Raw genomic sequence first — 17,539 nt, 5'->3', positions numbered from 1 at the left:
ACCTCATTTGAGGTCCTTTTTCATTTCAATCAGTTGTATAGGCACAAGAGGAACTCCAACATCTGCTTCATATGGATATGGTTCTACATGACCTGTTTTTGTATATCCGCGTCTTTCATAATAAGCTATCAGTTCTGAACGAACATCTAATACATACATGATCGCACTCTCCAATTCAGGGACTTTTTGCAAAGCAAACTGTTCAGCATATTCCAAAACACAGCGGCCAACTTTCATGTTCTGTAGATTAGGATCGGTACAGAACGTTCCAATCTCAACATTATTATTCTGAAAATTTAACCCGATACACGCAACAATTTTAGAAGAATCTATTTCTGCAACTATTAGTAATGAATTAGACAACTCTAATTGCTGTTGTAGTTGCTCTTGGCTAATACGTTGCCCTTTTACAAATTCAATTTCAGTTGTCCAGCTTCTACCTTGTTGCTCTCTATACGATTGATTAATTAAATCGACCAATGATGTTATGTCACTCAATTCTGCTAGACGGAAATTTAAATTCATCATAAATATACTTAGGCTATTTAAAATATTATAAAAATAAAGCCGATATTAAATCGGCTTTATTTTGAATAGCAATAATTTAATTTGATTGTTCTGCCAACCAAGCCATAAATTTTTGACGCTCAGCTTTAGAAGATTTCTGCCACACTTCAACCAACCGTTGATCATTGCTTTGCGCAGCACCTGTCGAAGGAACGGTGGCAGCAACAGATGTAGTAACTTGAGAAGTAGATGGCTTGGCAGCAGCATAAACAGCTTGAGGCTGAGGTTTAGAAGGTTTTGTTGTAAAGTCAGCGACCTTACCCAACAAGCCAGTTGCAAACCAAGGTTTTGCTTCGTTGTTTGCACCAGTTTGCTGAACAACTAGTTCATTATTTGAATTATATAAAGCCACTGTTGGTTGCTCAGCATATTTCTTTGCTTGTTCATATTTTTTTGGCACATCAACCATCGCCAGCTTATAAGTTTGGCCGTCTTTTAATGTTGGTGTTTGAATTGTAACCACGCCCGACTTAACGATATCGTGCTCACCATTTAAATGTTCAAAATATTCTTGATAACGTACACTTAAGTTTGTTTCGCCGGCATCGACTTTGTAACTATTTTTAGAAGAACGAAATAATCCAGAGCTGACTTCTTGACCATTCACCGCAAGGATTACAATTTCCTCTGGTGCTGTAATTGTAACTGCTGAAAATACTGAACCGCTGAGTAATAAACCAATCGCAGCAACACTTAATCTTAAAGTCATCTGTTCACGTCTCTATAATATTTAATAGTTTGTAAAAACATGAGCAATATGCAACATGATTATGACCATTTTATGACAAGCTTTATGTATACAAACTTAGCCTTAATTTTTTTAAAATATATTATTGAATTTTAGTCATTATCTATTTTAAAACAAAGTTACAACCCATTTTTCAAGCAAAAAAAAGAGCACCTACAAGGTGCTCTTTTCATCAACCAAACTTAGTTGAATGTTTTAAAACGATCTTCATCGCTAATAAATGCTTTCTCACCAGCAGGAGCTTCAACAGAACCAAATACTAGCTGAGCACGTAATTTCCAATTTGCAGGTACATCAAATGCAGCAGCAGCATCTGCGTCAACAATTGGGTTATAGTGCTGCAAAGATGCACCCAAGCCTAGCTCTGAAAGTGCCGTCCAAGTTGCGAACTGAGCAATTGCAGTTGAATGTTCAGACCAAACTGGGAAATTGTCTGCATACAATTCAAATTGCTCTTGTAAGCTTTTAATAACAGCTTGATCTTCATAAAATAATACTGTACCAACACCAGCAACAAAACTATCAATTTTCGCATTTGTACCAGCAAAAGAATCTGCAGGAACAATTTTACGTAATGCTTCACGAACTAAATTCCAAAATTTAGCATGTGATTCACCATAAAGTGTCACTACACGTGAAGATTGTGAGTTGAATGATGATGGGCTATGTTTAACCGCTTCACGAATTGTTTCTTCAATTTTAGTGCGATCTAATGCAACATTTTTACCAATTGCATAAATAGTACGACGGTTTTTAATTTTATCTAAGAAAGTAGACATTTTGTTATTTCCTACCTATTTGATTGACCATTGGCCGTTGTTTGGGAATGAATATAGTCTATGAAACTCATTTCTTATAATCAGCATTAAAAATATGACAGTTCGTTTTATTTTCGCAACAATAAAAAAAGATATTAATATAAAAAAACCTCACTATTTCGTGAGGTCTTATCAACTTAACTAAACATTATTTTTCTGTTTCAAATAATGCTGCTACAAATGATTTCGCCGAGAACGGTCTTAAATCATCAATTTTTTCACCAACACCAATGAAACGAATTGGCACATGAGTACGGCTTGCAATATTGAACAGTACACCACCTTTGGCAGTACCATCTAACTTAGTAATAGTAATACCAGTTAATCCTACTGCTTGGTCAAATTCTTGTACTTGGTTAATTGCATTTTGCCCTGTACCAGCATCCACTACTAACATAATTTCATGCGGTGCGGTTGCATCAATTTTTTGCATAACACGCTTAACTTTCTTAAGCTCTTCCATCAAGTTGCTTTTGTTATGTAAACGACCTGCGGTATCCGCAATTAGTACATCAATACCTTTTGCACGCGCACTTTCAAAAGCATCAAAAATAACCGAAGCACTGTCCGCACCGTGGCCTTGAGCAACAACAGAAATATCGTTACGCTCACCCCAAATTTGCAATTGTTCAGTAGCAGCTGCTCGGAATGTATCACCTGCAGCTAGCATTACTTTTTTACCTTCGCCTTGTAAACGCTTAGCAAGTTTACCAATTGTCGTTGTTTTACCTACACCATTCACACCAACCATTAAAATCACATATGGCGATTTATTTGGGTCAATATGTAAAGGCTTAACACGAGGCGCAAGCAAAGCAACCAACTCTTCTTGTAAAGCTTTATAAAGTGAATGTGAATAAATCAAATCGCCACGAGCGGTACGTTCAGTCAAGTTGGTAATAATTGTTTTGGTTGCTTCAACACCAATATCAGCAACTAATAACTGCTCTTCTACTTCTTCAAGCAACTCATCATCAATTTCTTTACCACCAATTAAGATGTTGACCATACCATCAGTGAAATTACGACGGGTTTTAGTCAAACCATCTTTCATTCGTCCAAAGAAACCAGATTTTGGCTTTTCTGACTCTAAAGAAGGTGTAGTTTCAACAGCTTCTTCAACTTTTACTTCTTGCTTAACAGGTGATTCAACGATAGGAACATCGATAGCAGGTAAATTAGGCAATGTGACATCGTCATCCCCGATCTCAGCATCTATCAAGAATTTATTTTGCATATTCGATTGTTGTTGCATGCCGATTCCTTGAAAAGCAGCGTGTTAAAAAACGGAAAGTTTAGCATAAATTCAAGTTTTTGCCTGCTCCTATAGCGAGCAAAACCTTGTTGAAATAAAGACAATACTTATTGAGTATCTTCTTGCGCTAATGCTGGATATTCTTTGATATGATTGTGTTCAAATTGATAAGCATGCATTAATTTCAGATACTCTGCTCGATGAATCTCAGATTGAGTCATAATCAACTCAGCCATATCCTGAGTTCTAGGATAAGTCGCCTGTCGAGAAAGTTGTACAATTCTTTGGTATTGCTCTGAATTGACAGGACGAAGTAATGCTAAATAAGAAAGTACAAAAATACAGGCAATAATAATAATCACAACTAGATTAAAACATTGCTCTGCCTTTAACTCAGACTTTAATTTAAGAAAATTTTGTTTGAATGTGAGCATGACCTACCTCTAATTTATGTAGTGTAGGGTTCAATGCACTTCAGCACAAGATCAAAATCCAGTAAGGCTAATATTCTTTATCCCTACTGGATCGCAAACTTTAGCTGATGAGAGATCGAATTACAGAGAAGTATAAAATTGCAGCAATAATCACTAAAACAAGGAACATAGCAAAAATGCTCAAACCTTCTTCTGCATCTGCTGGGTGCAATTCATCTTCATCTGCAATTTTTCTAAGCTCACCATCATATATATTATAGAACTGAGCTTTTTGACTAGGATCTAATTGGCTAGCGTAATCAAAAACGCGTTTCCTTTGTGCCAAACAATAATCACCTAAATGTATTTCTTGATGAAAAATTGCTTCGTCTAATAATTTACGATGATAATGAGCAAGCTCTATTATTTGGTCCTCTTTAGGAGGAGTATCAAAAACAAAGCCATCGATTGTATTTGTCATAGTTATTCTCCTTGTCTTTTATTCTCATATTGATTTTACTCAAAATTATTTGCGAATAATGTTTAATCATGTATCCTAATAGTGAAATAAAGAAAGCTGATCAATAGTTGACAAATCAATTAATCTGTAATATTAGTTTAACAATTCTAAGTTAAATTAGATTAAAGGCAGCGACCTTTAGAAAAAGTAATCATAATTACAATAAGGAGTTTTATATGATTCAACGTATCTCTCATCATGATTTAGAACATGTATACGCAACTGCGGTTAACACAATTCACTCTCAAATGAATTTCCAAGATGCAGTTGCACAGTTAGAAGAAGTTGCTCGTGCTGGTCACGGTAAAGCTGCACTATTCTTAGCAGAATTATACTATCAAGGTTTCCGTGTTGAACGTGACTCCCTGAAAGCACAATATTGGCAGAAACTGGCCACCATGCAAGCATAAAGAAACGTCACTTAGGTGGCGTTTTTTACGTCTATAAAAAGCCAAAGTTATCAATATAGACAAATTAAATTGCTATTTTTCTTGCGCTTCACCAAAGCTTTAGTCGCTTTGTCTTGCTCAGGTGGCGTTTTATACCCGTAAAAACTAAATAAATCATAAGCCCAATAAGATTCTTCAATACCTAAGAAAACAATATTTTTATTTGGTATTTATCATTGATATTTCTAGTCATCAATATTTGTTTACGTTTTGACACCTGTTTAAACTGAAATGTCATGTGATTCTCTTATAATAAGCTAGATAAGTTAAAAACCTTTAAATTGAAAAATGAATAATTTAAGTAATCTACAACCGGTTTCTAAAGACTTGATGATCAAGATTTATATTTTAAGAACCATGATGTACTGCGGGGTTCTTTGGGGACTATTTGACGAAGGATGGGCCATTAAATCGGATCAGGAAGATTTTATTTTCCCGTTTTGGTTAAATGGAGTTCAGGCGCATCGATATGCTAAAACTCACTGGCCTAATTACAAACCTAGAAAAATCACTCCAAAAGACTTCCATGAATCTTTACTACCAACCTTAACACGGTTAAAAGTTACCCCTGCTTTGTTTAATTCATCTCACCGCAAGTTAAAGTTATCTACTCAGCAAATGCATCATTTCTTTTTTAATCATCCTAAATGGCAGGTAGCTTAATTTTTTAAGCCACCACATATAGAGTGCTTTTTGAACGCTTGAGCATAAAACTTGTATTTGAGTGACTATGGAGTCTTTGCAATTTTCTAAAATCAGGCTAATTTAAATCAAAATGATAAAACAACAGGACAGAAGAAATGACTATCGTTGCACAAGTAATTAAGAACAAATCACAACAAGCTATTTTCACAATCTCGCCCGAAGCAACTGTCCTTGAAGCAATCACGATTATGGCTGAAAAAGGAATTGGAGCTTTAGTCGTAGCAGAGGGTGAAACAGTAGTCGGAATACTATCTGAGCGTGATTACACTCGAAAAGTAACTCTAATGGAACGCTCGTCTTATAGCACAACAGTTGCTGAAATTATGACAGCAAAAGTAATCACTGTAGGCCTAAACAATACAGTTGAAGAATGTTTACAGCTCATGACCGATCGTCATTTACGTCACTTACCTGTATTAGAAAATGGAAAACTAGTTGGTTTTATTTCAATCGGTGACTTAGTTAAAGCAGCAATGGAAGACCAAAAAGTTTTAATTGAACAATTAAAGCAATATATTTCTGGCTAAACGTACAAAATAAAAATGGGCGTTAATCGCCCATTTTTATTGCCTTTAAAACTTAAAGATAATTGGTAATTAAAGCAACTAAACGTTCTAACAAAATATCAGCTTGAGCTTGAGTCATATTAATTGGAGGTAATAAGCGAACTACAGAACCTGCTGTTACATTAATAATAAGCTTGTATTCATCACGAGCAATCGCAACGAGTTCAGCACAATCTTTAGGTAATTGAATACCAATCATCATACCAAAACCACGCACCTGTACGCCTTTATCTGCTAATTGAGCACGTAATTGATCAACAATATAGTTCCCCACTACTGCTGCATTCTCTACTGCATTTTCCTTCTGGATTGTATCAATTACCGTATAAACCACACGAGAACCCAATACCGTACCACCATAAGTCGATCCATGGCTACCAGGCCCTAATAACCCTACAGCTTTACCTTGGGTCATTACAGCACCCACAGGAAAACCATTCCCTAATCCCTTAGCAGTGGTTAAAACATCTGGAATAATATTGGTATGTTGATATGCAAAGTATTTACCAGTACGACCATTACCAGTTTGAATTTCATCTAACATCATCAACCAGTTGTGCTGATTACAAAGATGGCGAACTTCTTCTAAATAGCTAAATCCCTGTGGCGCAGTATTAATACCACCTTCACCTTGGATCGGCTCAATCAAAATAGCAACAATATCTGGATGTTGTAGAGCAGCTTCTTGAATCGCTTCGATATCACCAAATGGCACTCGAATAAAGCCTTCTACTAAAGGAGCAAAACCATCTTGTACTTTCTTGTTCCCTGTTGCAGAGAGTGTCGCCAAAGTACGACCGTGAAATGATTGTTCAGCCACAATAATCTTTGGCAGACTTATACCTTGTTGAGTACCAAATTTACGAGCAATTTTGATTGCACCTTCATTTGACTCGGCACCACTATTTGAAAAGAAGATTTCTTCCATACCAGAAACTTCAGCAAGCTTCTGAGCAGCAGCAGTTTGCCAAGGAATTTCAAATAAATTACTGGTATGTACAAGCGTTGCTGCTTGTTCAGCAATTGCTTCAGCAATAGCAGGATGAGCATGTCCTAAACCACAGACAGCAATACCCGTTAATGCATCTAAATATTCTGTACCATCTTGTGTGTATAGATATGCCCCTCGGCCTCGGACAAAACTGATCGCTTGGCGACCATAAGTAGCCATTAAGTGTGTTGGTTGATCAGGTTGTACTGGAGCTAGGGTAATATCAGTCATCACGAACTCTGTTGTATGAGGTTTTAAGAAGGGTTTATATAAACAAAAACTTGCGCTGATGAAAAGGCTCATCACTCATTTATCTAAAATTTCGTCTGCTTTTTACTATCACTTCGGTTTATACAATAAAATATTGAATATTCTATGCAACTTTAGACAGTAAGGTTGTTTGCAAACCAATGTGAACACACCCTATAATGCTGCAAGATTAGTTGAGGATCTACATATGACTGAACAAGCACGTGATACTGAAGCGTTAATTCGCGATCAAATTGCGAAGCATCCCGTTTTACTTTACATGAAAGGCACTCCACAGTTTCCACAATGTGGTTTCTCTGCACGTGCAGTAGAGGCGCTCAGTCAAATTGGTCGTCCATTCGCATATGTGAACATCTTAGAAAACCCTGATATTCGTGCAACTTTACCAAAAATTGCAAACTGGCCTACTTTCCCACAGCTATGGGTAAATGGCGAACTTATCGGTGGTAGCGATATCATGCTTGAAATGTTCCAAAATGGCGAATTAAAACCATTAGTTGAACAATATAGCGCAGCTCCAGAAGCTTAATAATAAAAAAGCCAATCGAAAGATTGGCTTTTTTATACTCATCAAATTAACAATCACTTATGCCGACATAACGGAACAAACCATCAACACCAAGATCTGATTTTAAAATAGTCAAATTTTTATATGATGTGCTCGTTATCGCGTCAAAAACATTCATATTTGGATCTTCATGTAACTCATCTACATTTTGAGTCATAGATTCTTCAAAACGGTCAGCCACAAATTCAAAGCCTAAATCCATTGCAATAAACAATGTATGTTCACAAGGTTGAACGTATTGCTCTTGTGACCAATCAATAACTGCAAGCTTACAAATTGGGCAAAGAATATTTGCAGTTGCATCTTTTAATTCAACTAACTGGTAAGACATACTTTAAAAAAATTTGATAAAAATATATTTTATGAAAAATAACGTATAAACACCATATTTGATTTTTAATTCGAAAAACGACACACAACACAATTTCAATGTCATTACATTTGCATTTCAAACCATCTAAATTTGCTTTTCGAGTCCTTTTTATATGCTTTTTACAAAAAATTAAAATCAAACTTTATCGTTGCAAAAATAATAATGTAAAATCTTTAGTGTTGCATAAATAGGATATCTTAATGCTCACCGATCTTGATGATTTTTATTGTTTTGCCCTTGTTGTTGAGCATGGTGGATTTAGCGCCGCTGAACGTGTTACTGACATCCCAAAATCAAAATTAAGTCGTCGTGTTTATAATTTAGAAGAAAATTTAGGAGTTCGTCTAATACAACGCAGCTCACGCCATTTCGCCGTTACTGACATTGGTATGGATATCTATAGACATGCTCAAGTCATGATGAATGCTGCTCAAGCTGCTCATGATCTAGTCGACCACTTGAGTATTCAACCTAGAGGTGTGGTCAAAGTAAGTGTTCCTGTAGATATTGCCCAAAACCAACTACCTAAAATTTTGCCGGCCTTTTTAAAAAAATATCCTGAAATACGCTTACAACTTATCGTAAGTAACCGCCGTGTTGATGTTATTAATGAAGGTATTGATGTTGCTTTACGTGTCAGATCTAAATTAGATGATGATCCAAGCTTAGTGTTAAGACAATTTTCACTTATAGAGCAGAGTCTATTTGCAAGTCAGGCTTATTTAAATGAATTTGGTAATATAAAGACGCCAGAACAATTGAGTGAGCATCGTATTTTAAGCTTATCTGAAGAGCATTTAGATCAACAATTCACCTTACATGGACCAGACAATCAATTAAAAAAAGTCAAAGTCAGTCCAACTGTGATGGGGACCAATCTTTATATGCTTGCCCAACTCGCAAGTCAAAATTGCGGTATTGCCTTATTACCAGAAACAGCTGCTGAAGATTTTGTGAAATCCGGCCAGCTTGTACAAATTTTGCCAGACTGGAAAGCGGCTCATGGTATATTTCATGCAGTTTATCCGTCTCGTAGAGGATTGCTTCCAGCGGTACGCGTATTTATTGACTATTTGGTAGAGCATCTTTCTGAGCATTCATAATATTAAAAAATAAAAAAGTTCGATGAGACATCGAACTTTTTATACTTTTAGCGATTAAATTTTCGGATAGCTTCCCACACCTTCTGGCCACGGTGTCAACAATTCAAAACCTGTATCTGTAACAGCGACCATATGTTCCCATTGGGCAGATAAAGAAAGATCTTGAGTAATAACCGTCCAACCATCGTTTAATTCTTTAACTTGAGGTTTCCCTGCATTCACCATAGGTTCAATCGTAAAGACCATACCTTTCTTCAAAACTAATCCTTGTCCGCGTTGCCCATAATGCAGAATATTAGGCTGCTCATGATAGACTTTACCAATCCCATGCCCACAATATTCACGAACAATGCTATACCCTTCACGATGAGCAACTGATTGAATAGCGTAACCAATATCGCCTAAAGTTGCCCCAGGTTTAACTGTGTGAATACCAGCAACCATTGCTTCATAAGTTGTTTCAACTAGTTTTTTGGCATGTGGATTTACATTACCCACATAGTACATACGGCTTGTATCACCAAAGTAGCCATCTTTAATAATCGCTACATCAATATTAATAATGTCACCATCTTTTAAAATTTTATTTGGTGAAGGAATACCATGACAAACCACCTCGTTAACTGAGGTACATATTGTTTTTGTGAAACCGTGGTAACCCACATTGGCAGGAATCACTTTTAACGTATTTATGATGTAATCATTACAAATATTATCTAAATATTCGGTTGTTACACCGGGTTTAATATACTCACCTATCATTTCTAAAACTTGTGCAGCCAAACGGCCAGAAATCCGCAATTTTTCCAGGTCTTGTTCAGTTTTAATTGTAACAGTAGAAGCTCTCATTCAATTTTATCCTCGTAGACATTGCTTTTACCATGTCTACAAAAATGTAAGTTAATTTCGAATATTTTAGAACGGATGTAGAGTAGGCAGGAAGCTGTAAATGCCCAAATATTCAACATTCATAATAGAAATTGATATTTTTATTTTTACATAATTTTCTTAAAAAGTCAGATATAAAAAATCTTTTCTTTATTTCTTTCAAAGGTTTTTCAACTAGATAACTTAACCACTTGATATTTTTCATATCTCTGAATGATTTATAAGGTCGGAAAAAAAGCTTTTTCACATAAAATAGCGCTTGATCATGCTCTCGTTTGCTCTAAAATTCTTTCTTTTTTGTTAAATTTGATTTATGCAACAACTTCGTACTGGAGATATTATTGCTTTAGGTTTTATGACCTTTGCGCTCTTTATTGGAGCTGGCAATATTATCTTTCCTCCCATTGTCGCTCAACAAGCAGGTGATCATGTATGGTTGGCAGCCATAGGATTTTTGATTACTGCAGTTGGCCTACCTGTCATTACGATTATGGCACTCTCTCGCATGCAGGGTTCCATTGAAATTATTAGTTCTCCTTTAGGCCGAATAGCAAGTCTGATTTTAACTGTTGTTTGTTATTTATCAGTAGGTCCTTTATTTGCGACTCCACGTACTGCAACTGTTTCATATGAAATCGGTTTTTCATCATATTTTGGAACATCAAGTAGTAGCCTTTTAATCTATAGCGCAATCTACTTTTCCTTTGTAACTGTAGTTTCGTTATATCCAAACAAGCTTTTAGATACTGTTGGACATGTACTCGCTCCCCTAAAAATTATTGCTCTCGCAATTTTAGGAATTGCAGCGGTTATGATTCCTTCGGGCTATGTTCCTGCTCCAATCAATCATTACGTGAACTCTCCTGTTTCAGAAGGTTTCGTAAATGGTTATTTGACGATGGATACTTTAGGAGCTTTAGTATTTGGTATTGTAATTATTCAAGCAATTTACTCGCGCGGTGTTACCGATAACAAACTAGTAACCAAATATGCAATTATTGCTAGCCTTATTTCAGGTGTTGGTCTTACTTTAGTTTACTTAAGCTTATTTAAATTAGGTTTGGGTAGCCACGAAGTTGCACCAAATGCAGCAAATGGTGCTGTAATCTTACATGCCTATGTTCAACATGCTTTTGGTAATATGGGTTCATTATTCCTAACTGGCCTCATTTTCTTAGCCTGCATGGTGACTGCAATTGGTTTAACTTGTGCATGTGGTGAATATTTTGCCCAATTGACCAAGTTACCTTATAAGCTTTTAGTTTTCATTCTAGTTGGTTTCTCTTTCATTATTTCTAATCTTGGATTGACCAAACTGATTGCCGTATCTGTTCCAGTTTTAAGTGCAATTTATCCACCTGCTATTGTGGTGATTATGCTTAGCTTCTTCTGGAAATTTTGGCATAAGCCGTCTTTTATTGTTGGTTCGGTAACAAGTATTGCTTTCATTTTCGGAATCATCGATGGGCTTAAAGTTGCAGGTTTTGGAGATAATCTTCCTACTTTCCTTCAGCATTTACCATTAAATGAACAAAACCTAGCATGGCTGATCCCATCTTTAATTGTTCTTGCGGTAACAACCCTTATCGATAAAGTTAAACATAAAAACATTTAATCTGGTGTTTTTTGAAATCGAGTTTTACCCAAACATGATTTTATATATCGAATAAAATGCTGCGTTTACCCAACCAGCATTTTATTTCAAACACCAGTATTTGATGACAATTCAACTATAGATATAATTAATTTTTACTGTAATATTATACTAAAATAATTTTTAGCTTACTCAGGAAAGAAGAGCATAAATGAAAAGTAAATATTATCTGACATTAGCAGATGCAGAGTTTTTAATGGAAGAAGCTCAAAAATATGCAATAGAACATAACTTTAAAGTGAGTATCGCTATTGTTGATGAAACAAGTTCTTTATTACTTATGAAACGTCTAGATGGCGCTTCTCCTCTCAGTACACATATCTGTCTAGAAAAAGCTAAATGCTCATCAATGAGCGGCCGCCCTTCAAAATTTTACGAAGAACTTCTTCAAAATGGCCGTCTTGGTTTCTTAAGTCTGCCAAGTGCTAAAGGTATGCTAGAAGGCGGAAAAGCGATTATTTATGAAGGCCAGATTTTAGGCGCAATTGGTGTTTCTGGTGTCCAATCTTTTGAAGATGCTGAAATTGCACAACATGCCATTGATGTGTTTTTAAAGAAACAAAGCAACTAAAGCAAATTGTAAGAAAAGAGAAATTATTTTACTTTTCACCTAAAAATTTCTCTTTTCTAAAATATTAAGTATTTTATACAAAAATATTTAATATTTACCTTTCTTATACCTTAACTATTTATAAATATAGAGGTTTTCATAAAACTGTTCAAAAAATTTTCAATTGACTATTGAATTAAGCTAAAAATACAAGTACAACATTAAACTTATTCTTGACTAAAACATTTGGTTTTAGCGCAACCACAAGGAGGGATGGAGATGTTATCATTACATTTCAACAAACAAGTCTTCATTAACACTCTGAACAGTAAAGATTCAGTTGTGTATGGAGTAACCACGCTTGCTCTTATGCTCACTTTACTGTTTCAAGGTATGATTAAAGGGAATCTGAAACCCGAGTACTTTGTATACGCCATGGTTGTTTCTTTTGTATTTTGTGTATGGGCCTTTGTCGATCACAAAATGCGAAAATTAGCTAAAAGACGAATGAGTCGACAGAAATAATAGAATTTAAAAAAATGGATGAGCGATCATCCATTTTTTATTTACCTAAAAATAATAGAATGGTTCCCATTAGTAAAATAGCAGTGGCTAATAACTCAGTAATAATTAAAGCAATCATCATGAAAGTCATCAACCATGCCGGTAAACTAAAATGCCCTAATCTATGTGGTTGCTTAAACTGATTGCTCGTATCCTGCAAAAAACCATGAATGATATAAACTAAAATTGAGAAACTAAAAAATAGTATATTTGCAAATACACACCATAGAGCTATATCTTCACTTAAAACCGTGAAATAGCTTAATGCAGCCAAAGTGAGTGTAGCTGCTGCATAAAGCAAACTACTTCTATGTGCAATGTCTACATAATAATGTGCACGGCTTAATTCAGAACGGCGAATTTGCCAATATTTCCATACCCCTGTTAACATTCCTATCCATAAAAAGACACCACTAAAGACAATAGCCAACTGTACAGCTTTCGATATTTCCATCATTTCCTTTATTCGTTTTATTAAAATTTGAAGAGCTGTATAACATAAATCTTGACTTTATAGTCACATTTTAATCAAGTACCTTTTCAGAACTCATGTACATTAAGATGAATGATTAAATAATTAGCTCTAAATATATGGATAAGACTTTTGAATCTTTTTGGATTACCTGTAAAGATGGCTATCAACTTGCAGCACAATTTTATCCTGCTCAAGAAAAGAAAGCTGACCACCCTATTCTTATTTGTCCAGCAACGGGTATTACTAAAAACTTTTATCACTCCTTTGCGGCATGGTTAAGCCAACAAGGCCACGATGTATTGAGTTTTGACTTCCGAGGAATTGGTGAATCACTACATGGTACTTTAAAGCAAAGTAGCGCAAGCATTACCGATTGGGGCATATTCGATATACCAGCTGCCATTGATGCTCTATTAATTAAAACTGGAGCAGATCAGGTTATTCTTATTGGACACAGTGCTGGCGGACAATTACTTGGGGTCGTGCCTAATTATAATAAAGTCGCAAAAGTTATAGCCGTTGCATGTTCAACAGGAAATATTAAAGGTCTTAAAGGAAAAACTAAGTTTCTAGCGCCAGTGATGTTTAATCTTATCTTCCCTATTTCTAGTCTCGTTAAAGGATATGGCGCAACTCAATTCATTGGTATGGGAGAAAACCTACCTAAAAAAGTTGCTCAACAATGGCGAGAATTTTGTAGCCATCCCGGATATGTCAAAAATGCCATCGGCAAGACTATTTTTCATGATTTTCATTCAGAAATTCAGTGTTCAATTACTGCGATTTGGGCTGATGACGATGAGATTGCAACCAAATGCAATGTAAAAGAATTATTAAGTCTATATCCAAATGCAAATAAAAAAATGATTGAACTTAATCCAAAAGATTTAGGATATAAATCAATTGGCCATATGTTGTTATTCAAAAAATCACATCAAAAACTTTGGTCTATTTTAGAACAAGAAATTAATCATTAAACTCTGCTTTTATTTTCACCTCTAAGTCAGTAATCCTACTTAGAGGTTTTTTTGTATTAAAAACGAACTACTTTTTACTTAAATGCGTCGATATACATTTAAAGTTCTGCTAAGGTAATTCATCTGAAGCTGTTGTCAAAAATAAGTAAATATACTTGTTTAATGCATACAGCTTCTTTTTTTCTGTTTTAGCTAAAGCCAAAGAAATTGTTCAAGGATAATTATGCTAGCACTAGAGCCTCAACATATTCATATGAATCAACATGCTGTTGATAAAACACATGCATTAAAGTGTCTAGTAGATATATTAGAAAATGATGGGTTAGTTACACCTGAATATATAACAGGACTCATCAATCGTGAACAACAAAGCGCGACTTATTTAGGCCAAGGTATTGCCATTCCACACGGCACTCCCCAATCACGTGAATATATTTTAAAAACAGGTATTCGCTTAGCCCATTTTCCGGAAGGCGTAATTTGGGATGGAGAAAATAAAATCTATTTAGCTGTCGTTATTGCAGCAAAATCTGATGAACATTTGCAAGTTTTGCAAATTCTTACTCGCGCATTAATGCATGATGTAAGTGAACAAGTAAAAAATGCTTCAAAACCTGAACAAATTATAGAATTACTACAAGCTCAGCCACTATCTTTAGCACTTCATGAAAACCTCATCCAAACTGAAATTGATGCACAAGATATCGAAGATTTATTTTGGACAGCTTCTCAGACACTAAAAAAACATAATTTTGTAAAATGTGGTTTCTTAAGTTCACTCAATCCAGAACAAGCCATTCAATTACAAGATCAAATTTGGTCTATTTCTAGCAATCAATTTGTTCAACAACCTGCTATTAGTATTACTAAACCATCAAACGTTTTAGAACTAAATGGGAAAAAGCTAAATACATTAGTTTGTATAGCAGCGAATGATCAGCTCGATAATGCAAGATTTAATCGTTTAATTGATATTTTATTCAACCCAAAACAAGTTGCAGAGTTAGATAAAACCCAAACTCCAAACGAAATTGCAAAAATTATTGGGGCTGATGTTATTCCAGACTGGCCTCAACGTTCAGTGGTATTAGCAAATGCACATGGCTTACATGCTCGACCAGCTACGCACTTAGTCAATTTGACCAAAACTTTTCAAGGCGACATCCAAGTTGCTGTAGATGATGGCAACTTTGTTTCCGCTAAAAGTTTAACTCGTCTTTTAGCCTTAGGTTGTAAACGTGGTCAAACTCTACGTTTTATTGCAGAACCAGAAACCGATGCAGTAGATGCCTTAGATAAAGTGATTTTTGCAGTAGAGCAAGGCTTAGGCGAAGAAGTCGAAGCAATAGCAACAACCAGTCAAGTATCCGAACAGGTTTCTTTACAACCATCTCCATCAAGCGCAAAAACACTAGGAAACAACAACATAGGAATCGCGGCATCAAGCGGTTTGGCTTTTGGACCAGTACATGTGATTAAACCAAAGGTTTATCAATATGAACGTATGGGTTTAAGCGTAAAAGCTGAAAAAGAAAATTTAGATATTGCATTACATGCCGTAAAAAACAATATCCATCAAGTTATTGCCAAATCCGATGTTTCTGAAATTAAGCAAATCTTTCAAGCTCATTTAGAAATGCTTGATGACCCTGATTTGATTAATGGTGTCTATCAAAAAATTAACCACAATCTATCAGCGCCAGCTGCTTGGCATGATCACATTGAGGCTGCGGCTAAAGCGCAGGAAGCATTACCAGATCGTTTACTCGCTGAACGTGCAACAGACTTACGTGATATTGGTGACCGTGTTTTAACACAACTATGTGGCGAAGTGGTTATTGAAGAGCCTAAAGAGCCGTATATTTTAATTATGCATGATGTTGGGCCAAGCGATGTCGCTCGTCTTAACAAAGACCGTGTTGCAGGTATTTTGACTGCTATAGGCGGTGCAAGTGCTCATAGTGCAATTGTAGCACGTGCTTTAGGCATTCCAGCTATTGTTGGTGCTGGTGAACAAGTCTTGGAAATTGATCAGAAAAGTACCCTACTCATTAATGGTGACACAGGAACTTTTGTTTTAAATCCAGATACAGTTCAAATCGAACAAGCCAAGCAAGAGCGTGAGCAACAGCGTCAAATTCGTGAAGAAGCCGAACGTCATAGCCAAGAACCTGCTATTACTTTAGATCAACACCAAATCGAAATTGCGGCAAATTTAGGTAAAGTTCAAGCAACAGCACAAGCAGTAGAATGTGGTGCAGAAGCGATTGGATTACTTCGTACAGAGCTGGTTTTCATGTCTCATAGCAGTGCACCGAGTGAAACTGTTCAAGAAGCTGACTACCGAGTGGTATTAGATGCACTTGCTGGCCGCCCACTTGTTGTACGAACATTAGACGTAGGTGGTGACAAACCTTTACCTTACCTACCAATTGCTGAGGAAGAGAACCCATTCTTAGGATTAAGAGGAATTCGTTTAACTTTAAGACGCCCCGAGCTTTTAAGACAGCAATTAACTGCTTTATTAAAAGCATCGGATAATCGTCCATTACGAATTATGTTCCCTATGATTGGGCGCGTTGAAGAATGGCGTGCTGCGAAAGTGATTCTTGATGAAGTAAGGGCTCAACATCCATGTGACAATTTACAAGTTGGCATTATGATTGAAGTTCCTTCTGCTGCTTTGCTTGCACCAATTCTTGCACAAGAAGTCGACTTTTTCAGTATAGGTACAAATGACCTGACTCAATATACTTTAGCGATTGACAGAGGCCACCCAATACTCTCAGCTGAAGCAGATGGTTTACACCCAAGTATTCTGAACTTGATTGATCAAACTGTTAAAGCTGCCCACAAACACGGCAAATGGGTCGGCATCTGTGGTGAGCTTGCAGCAGATCCGAAAGCTGTACCTATTCTCATGGGATTGGGCGTGGACGAACTGAGTATGTCACCAAATAGCATTCCACTAGTAAAAGCCCAAATTCGTACGCTGAGCTATAGTCATGCTCAAAAACTTGCGCAACAAGCTTTACTGTGTGATAGCGCTCCTGCTGTACGCCAGCTCTCTGAACAAGACTTATAA

At 36.1% G+C, this 17,539-nt stretch carries 20 protein-coding genes; 10 read left to right on the top strand and 10 right to left on the bottom strand.

Annotated elements, in window-relative coordinates; translation table 11 throughout:
* Positions 1–3: 3 nt before the first annotated feature.
* From MSG95_RS07745 to MSG95_RS07720, 6 genes are all read right to left on the bottom strand, one after another.
* Positions 4–528 carry a GNAT family N-acetyltransferase gene (locus tag MSG95_RS07745; RefSeq protein WP_077166068.1) on the bottom strand — a complete coding sequence of 175 codons (525 nt, stop codon included), beginning with the start codon at positions 526–528 and terminating at the stop codon, positions 4–6.
* Between the two features lie 76 nt (positions 529–604).
* Positions 605–1,276, bottom strand: a complete 672-nt coding sequence (locus tag MSG95_RS07740; RefSeq protein ID WP_077166069.1) for a DUF2057 domain-containing protein — start codon at positions 1,274–1,276, stop codon at positions 605–607.
* Positions 1,277–1,497: 221 nt separating this feature from the next.
* Positions 1,498–2,094, bottom strand: a complete 597-nt coding sequence (locus tag MSG95_RS07735) for a nitroreductase family protein (protein ID WP_004701282.1) — start codon at positions 2,092–2,094, stop codon at positions 1,498–1,500.
* A 187-nt stretch (positions 2,095–2,281) separates the two neighbouring features.
* Positions 2,282–3,388, bottom strand: a complete 1,107-nt coding sequence (gene ftsY, locus MSG95_RS07730; RefSeq protein WP_077166070.1) for a signal recognition particle-docking protein FtsY — start codon at positions 3,386–3,388, stop codon at positions 2,282–2,284.
* A gap of 107 nt (positions 3,389–3,495) precedes the next feature.
* Positions 3,496–3,822, bottom strand: a complete 327-nt coding sequence (locus MSG95_RS07725; RefSeq protein WP_004701277.1) for a hypothetical protein — start codon at positions 3,820–3,822, stop codon at positions 3,496–3,498.
* A gap of 100 nt (positions 3,823–3,922) precedes the next feature.
* Positions 3,923–4,282 carry a hypothetical protein gene (locus MSG95_RS07720; protein WP_004701275.1) on the bottom strand — a complete coding sequence of 120 codons (360 nt, stop codon included), beginning with the start codon at positions 4,280–4,282 and terminating at the stop codon, positions 3,923–3,925.
* Positions 4,283–4,497: 215 nt separating this feature from the next.
* On the opposite strand from MSG95_RS07720, the gene MSG95_RS07715 reads away from it, so the two are divergent.
* From MSG95_RS07715 to MSG95_RS07705, 3 genes are all read left to right on the top strand, one after another.
* Positions 4,498–4,731 (top strand): hypothetical protein, encoded by a 234-nt coding sequence (locus tag MSG95_RS07715; protein ID WP_002121063.1) that lies wholly within the window; start codon positions 4,498–4,500, stop codon positions 4,729–4,731.
* Between the two features lie 327 nt (positions 4,732–5,058).
* Positions 5,059–5,433 (top strand): DUF2750 domain-containing protein, encoded by a 375-nt coding sequence (locus tag MSG95_RS07710; RefSeq protein WP_004701273.1) that lies wholly within the window; start codon positions 5,059–5,061, stop codon positions 5,431–5,433.
* A gap of 137 nt (positions 5,434–5,570) precedes the next feature.
* The gene (locus MSG95_RS07705) at positions 5,571–6,002 is read left to right on the top strand and encodes a CBS domain-containing protein (RefSeq protein ID WP_004701271.1); all 432 of its coding nucleotides are present in this window, start codon (positions 5,571–5,573) and stop codon (positions 6,000–6,002) included.
* Between the two features lie 52 nt (positions 6,003–6,054).
* Here MSG95_RS07705 and MSG95_RS07700 read toward each other — a convergent pair whose 3' ends face one another.
* Entirely contained in the window at positions 6,055–7,263 is a 1,209-nt protein-coding gene (locus MSG95_RS07700; RefSeq protein ID WP_019458762.1) for an aspartate aminotransferase family protein, read from the bottom strand.
* A gap of 226 nt (positions 7,264–7,489) precedes the next feature.
* On the opposite strand from MSG95_RS07700, the gene grxD reads away from it, so the two are divergent.
* A complete protein-coding gene (gene grxD / locus MSG95_RS07695) occupies positions 7,490–7,831 on the top strand; it encodes a Grx4 family monothiol glutaredoxin (RefSeq protein ID WP_002120913.1) in 342 nt (113 codons plus the stop codon).
* 46 nt (positions 7,832–7,877) lie between these two features.
* On the opposite strand, the gene MSG95_RS07690 is transcribed toward grxD, so the two are convergent.
* A complete protein-coding gene (locus MSG95_RS07690) occupies positions 7,878–8,201 on the bottom strand; it encodes a hypothetical protein (RefSeq protein ID WP_077166071.1) in 324 nt (107 codons plus the stop codon).
* A gap of 242 nt (positions 8,202–8,443) precedes the next feature.
* Between MSG95_RS07690 and MSG95_RS07685 the strand changes: the two genes are divergently transcribed.
* Positions 8,444–9,346, top strand: coding sequence for a LysR family transcriptional regulator (locus tag MSG95_RS07685; protein ID WP_039250583.1), 903 nt, complete (start codon positions 8,444–8,446; stop codon positions 9,344–9,346).
* 54 nt (positions 9,347–9,400) lie between these two features.
* On the opposite strand, the gene map is transcribed toward MSG95_RS07685, so the two are convergent.
* A complete protein-coding gene (map, locus tag MSG95_RS07680) occupies positions 9,401–10,195 on the bottom strand; it encodes a type I methionyl aminopeptidase (protein ID WP_039250584.1) in 795 nt (264 codons plus the stop codon).
* Between the two features lie 352 nt (positions 10,196–10,547).
* Here map and brnQ point away from each other — a divergent pair, with 352 nt between their 5' ends.
* The 3 genes from brnQ to MSG95_RS07665 all read left to right on the top strand — a co-directional run bounded on the left by brnQ (position 10,548) and on the right by MSG95_RS07665 (position 12,963).
* Complete coding sequence (gene brnQ / locus MSG95_RS07675; protein WP_019458757.1) at positions 10,548–11,849, top strand: branched-chain amino acid transport system II carrier protein; 1,302 nt, start codon at positions 10,548–10,550, stop codon at positions 11,847–11,849.
* 190 nt (positions 11,850–12,039) lie between these two features.
* Positions 12,040–12,459, top strand: coding sequence for a GlcG/HbpS family heme-binding protein (locus MSG95_RS07670; RefSeq protein ID WP_002050687.1), 420 nt, complete (start codon positions 12,040–12,042; stop codon positions 12,457–12,459).
* A 258-nt stretch (positions 12,460–12,717) separates the two neighbouring features.
* A complete protein-coding gene (locus tag MSG95_RS07665) occupies positions 12,718–12,963 on the top strand; it encodes a hypothetical protein (protein ID WP_004701257.1) in 246 nt (81 codons plus the stop codon).
* 37 nt (positions 12,964–13,000) lie between these two features.
* Here the strand turns inward: MSG95_RS07665 and MSG95_RS07660 are convergent, their stop codons facing one another.
* Complete coding sequence (locus MSG95_RS07660) at positions 13,001–13,456, bottom strand: hypothetical protein (RefSeq protein ID WP_077166072.1); 456 nt, start codon at positions 13,454–13,456, stop codon at positions 13,001–13,003.
* Between the two features lie 137 nt (positions 13,457–13,593).
* On the opposite strand from MSG95_RS07660, the gene MSG95_RS07655 reads away from it, so the two are divergent.
* Both MSG95_RS07655 and ptsP read left to right on the top strand, forming a co-directional pair.
* A complete protein-coding gene (locus tag MSG95_RS07655) occupies positions 13,594–14,454 on the top strand; it encodes an alpha/beta fold hydrolase (protein WP_019458755.1) in 861 nt (286 codons plus the stop codon).
* A gap of 223 nt (positions 14,455–14,677) precedes the next feature.
* Complete coding sequence (gene ptsP / locus MSG95_RS07650; RefSeq protein ID WP_077166074.1) at positions 14,678–17,539, top strand: phosphoenolpyruvate--protein phosphotransferase; 2,862 nt, start codon at positions 14,678–14,680, stop codon at positions 17,537–17,539.

It is taken from the genome of Acinetobacter sp. IK23, from assembly GCF_035615275.1.
In the GTDB taxonomy this organism is placed as follows: Bacteria; Pseudomonadota; Gammaproteobacteria; order Pseudomonadales; family Moraxellaceae; genus Acinetobacter; species Acinetobacter seifertii.
This window is presented reverse-complemented; position numbering and strand designations above follow the sequence as displayed.

What these genes read in the sequence shown, in the direction of transcription:
- MSG95_RS07745 (WP_077166068.1), bottom strand. Translation starts at nt 528, where the DNA reads ATGATGAATTTAAATTTCCGTCTAGCAGAATTGAGTGACATAACATCA.
- MSG95_RS07740 (WP_077166069.1), bottom strand. Translation starts at nt 1,276, where the DNA reads ATGACTTTAAGATTAAGTGTTGCTGCGATTGGTTTATTACTCAGCGGT.
- MSG95_RS07735 (WP_004701282.1), bottom strand. Translation starts at nt 2,094, where the DNA reads ATGTCTACTTTCTTAGATAAAATTAAAAACCGTCGTACTATTTATGCA.
- ftsY (WP_077166070.1), bottom strand. Translation starts at nt 3,388, where the DNA reads ATGCAACAACAATCGAATATGCAAAATAAATTCTTGATAGATGCTGAG.
- MSG95_RS07725 (WP_004701277.1), bottom strand. Translation starts at nt 3,822, where the DNA reads ATGCTCACATTCAAACAAAATTTTCTTAAATTAAAGTCTGAGTTAAAG.
- MSG95_RS07720 (WP_004701275.1), bottom strand. Translation starts at nt 4,282, where the DNA reads ATGACAAATACAATCGATGGCTTTGTTTTTGATACTCCTCCTAAAGAG.
- MSG95_RS07715 (WP_002121063.1), top strand. Translation starts at nt 4,498, where the DNA reads ATGATTCAACGTATCTCTCATCATGATTTAGAACATGTATACGCAACT.
- MSG95_RS07710 (WP_004701273.1), top strand. Translation starts at nt 5,059, where the DNA reads ATGAATAATTTAAGTAATCTACAACCGGTTTCTAAAGACTTGATGATC.
- MSG95_RS07705 (WP_004701271.1), top strand. Translation starts at nt 5,571, where the DNA reads ATGACTATCGTTGCACAAGTAATTAAGAACAAATCACAACAAGCTATT.
- MSG95_RS07700 (WP_019458762.1), bottom strand. Translation starts at nt 7,263, where the DNA reads ATGACTGATATTACCCTAGCTCCAGTACAACCTGATCAACCAACACAC.
- grxD (WP_002120913.1), top strand. Translation starts at nt 7,490, where the DNA reads ATGACTGAACAAGCACGTGATACTGAAGCGTTAATTCGCGATCAAATT.
- MSG95_RS07690 (WP_077166071.1), bottom strand. Translation starts at nt 8,201, where the DNA reads ATGTCTTACCAGTTAGTTGAATTAAAAGATGCAACTGCAAATATTCTT.
- MSG95_RS07685 (WP_039250583.1), top strand. Translation starts at nt 8,444, where the DNA reads ATGCTCACCGATCTTGATGATTTTTATTGTTTTGCCCTTGTTGTTGAG.
- map (WP_039250584.1), bottom strand. Translation starts at nt 10,195, where the DNA reads ATGAGAGCTTCTACTGTTACAATTAAAACTGAACAAGACCTGGAAAAA.
- brnQ (WP_019458757.1), top strand. Translation starts at nt 10,548, where the DNA reads ATGCAACAACTTCGTACTGGAGATATTATTGCTTTAGGTTTTATGACC.
- MSG95_RS07670 (WP_002050687.1), top strand. Translation starts at nt 12,040, where the DNA reads ATGAAAAGTAAATATTATCTGACATTAGCAGATGCAGAGTTTTTAATG.
- MSG95_RS07665 (WP_004701257.1), top strand. Translation starts at nt 12,718, where the DNA reads ATGTTATCATTACATTTCAACAAACAAGTCTTCATTAACACTCTGAAC.
- MSG95_RS07660 (WP_077166072.1), bottom strand. Translation starts at nt 13,456, where the DNA reads ATGGAAATATCGAAAGCTGTACAGTTGGCTATTGTCTTTAGTGGTGTC.
- MSG95_RS07655 (WP_019458755.1), top strand. Translation starts at nt 13,594, where the DNA reads ATGGATAAGACTTTTGAATCTTTTTGGATTACCTGTAAAGATGGCTAT.
- ptsP (WP_077166074.1), top strand. Translation starts at nt 14,678, where the DNA reads ATGCTAGCACTAGAGCCTCAACATATTCATATGAATCAACATGCTGTT.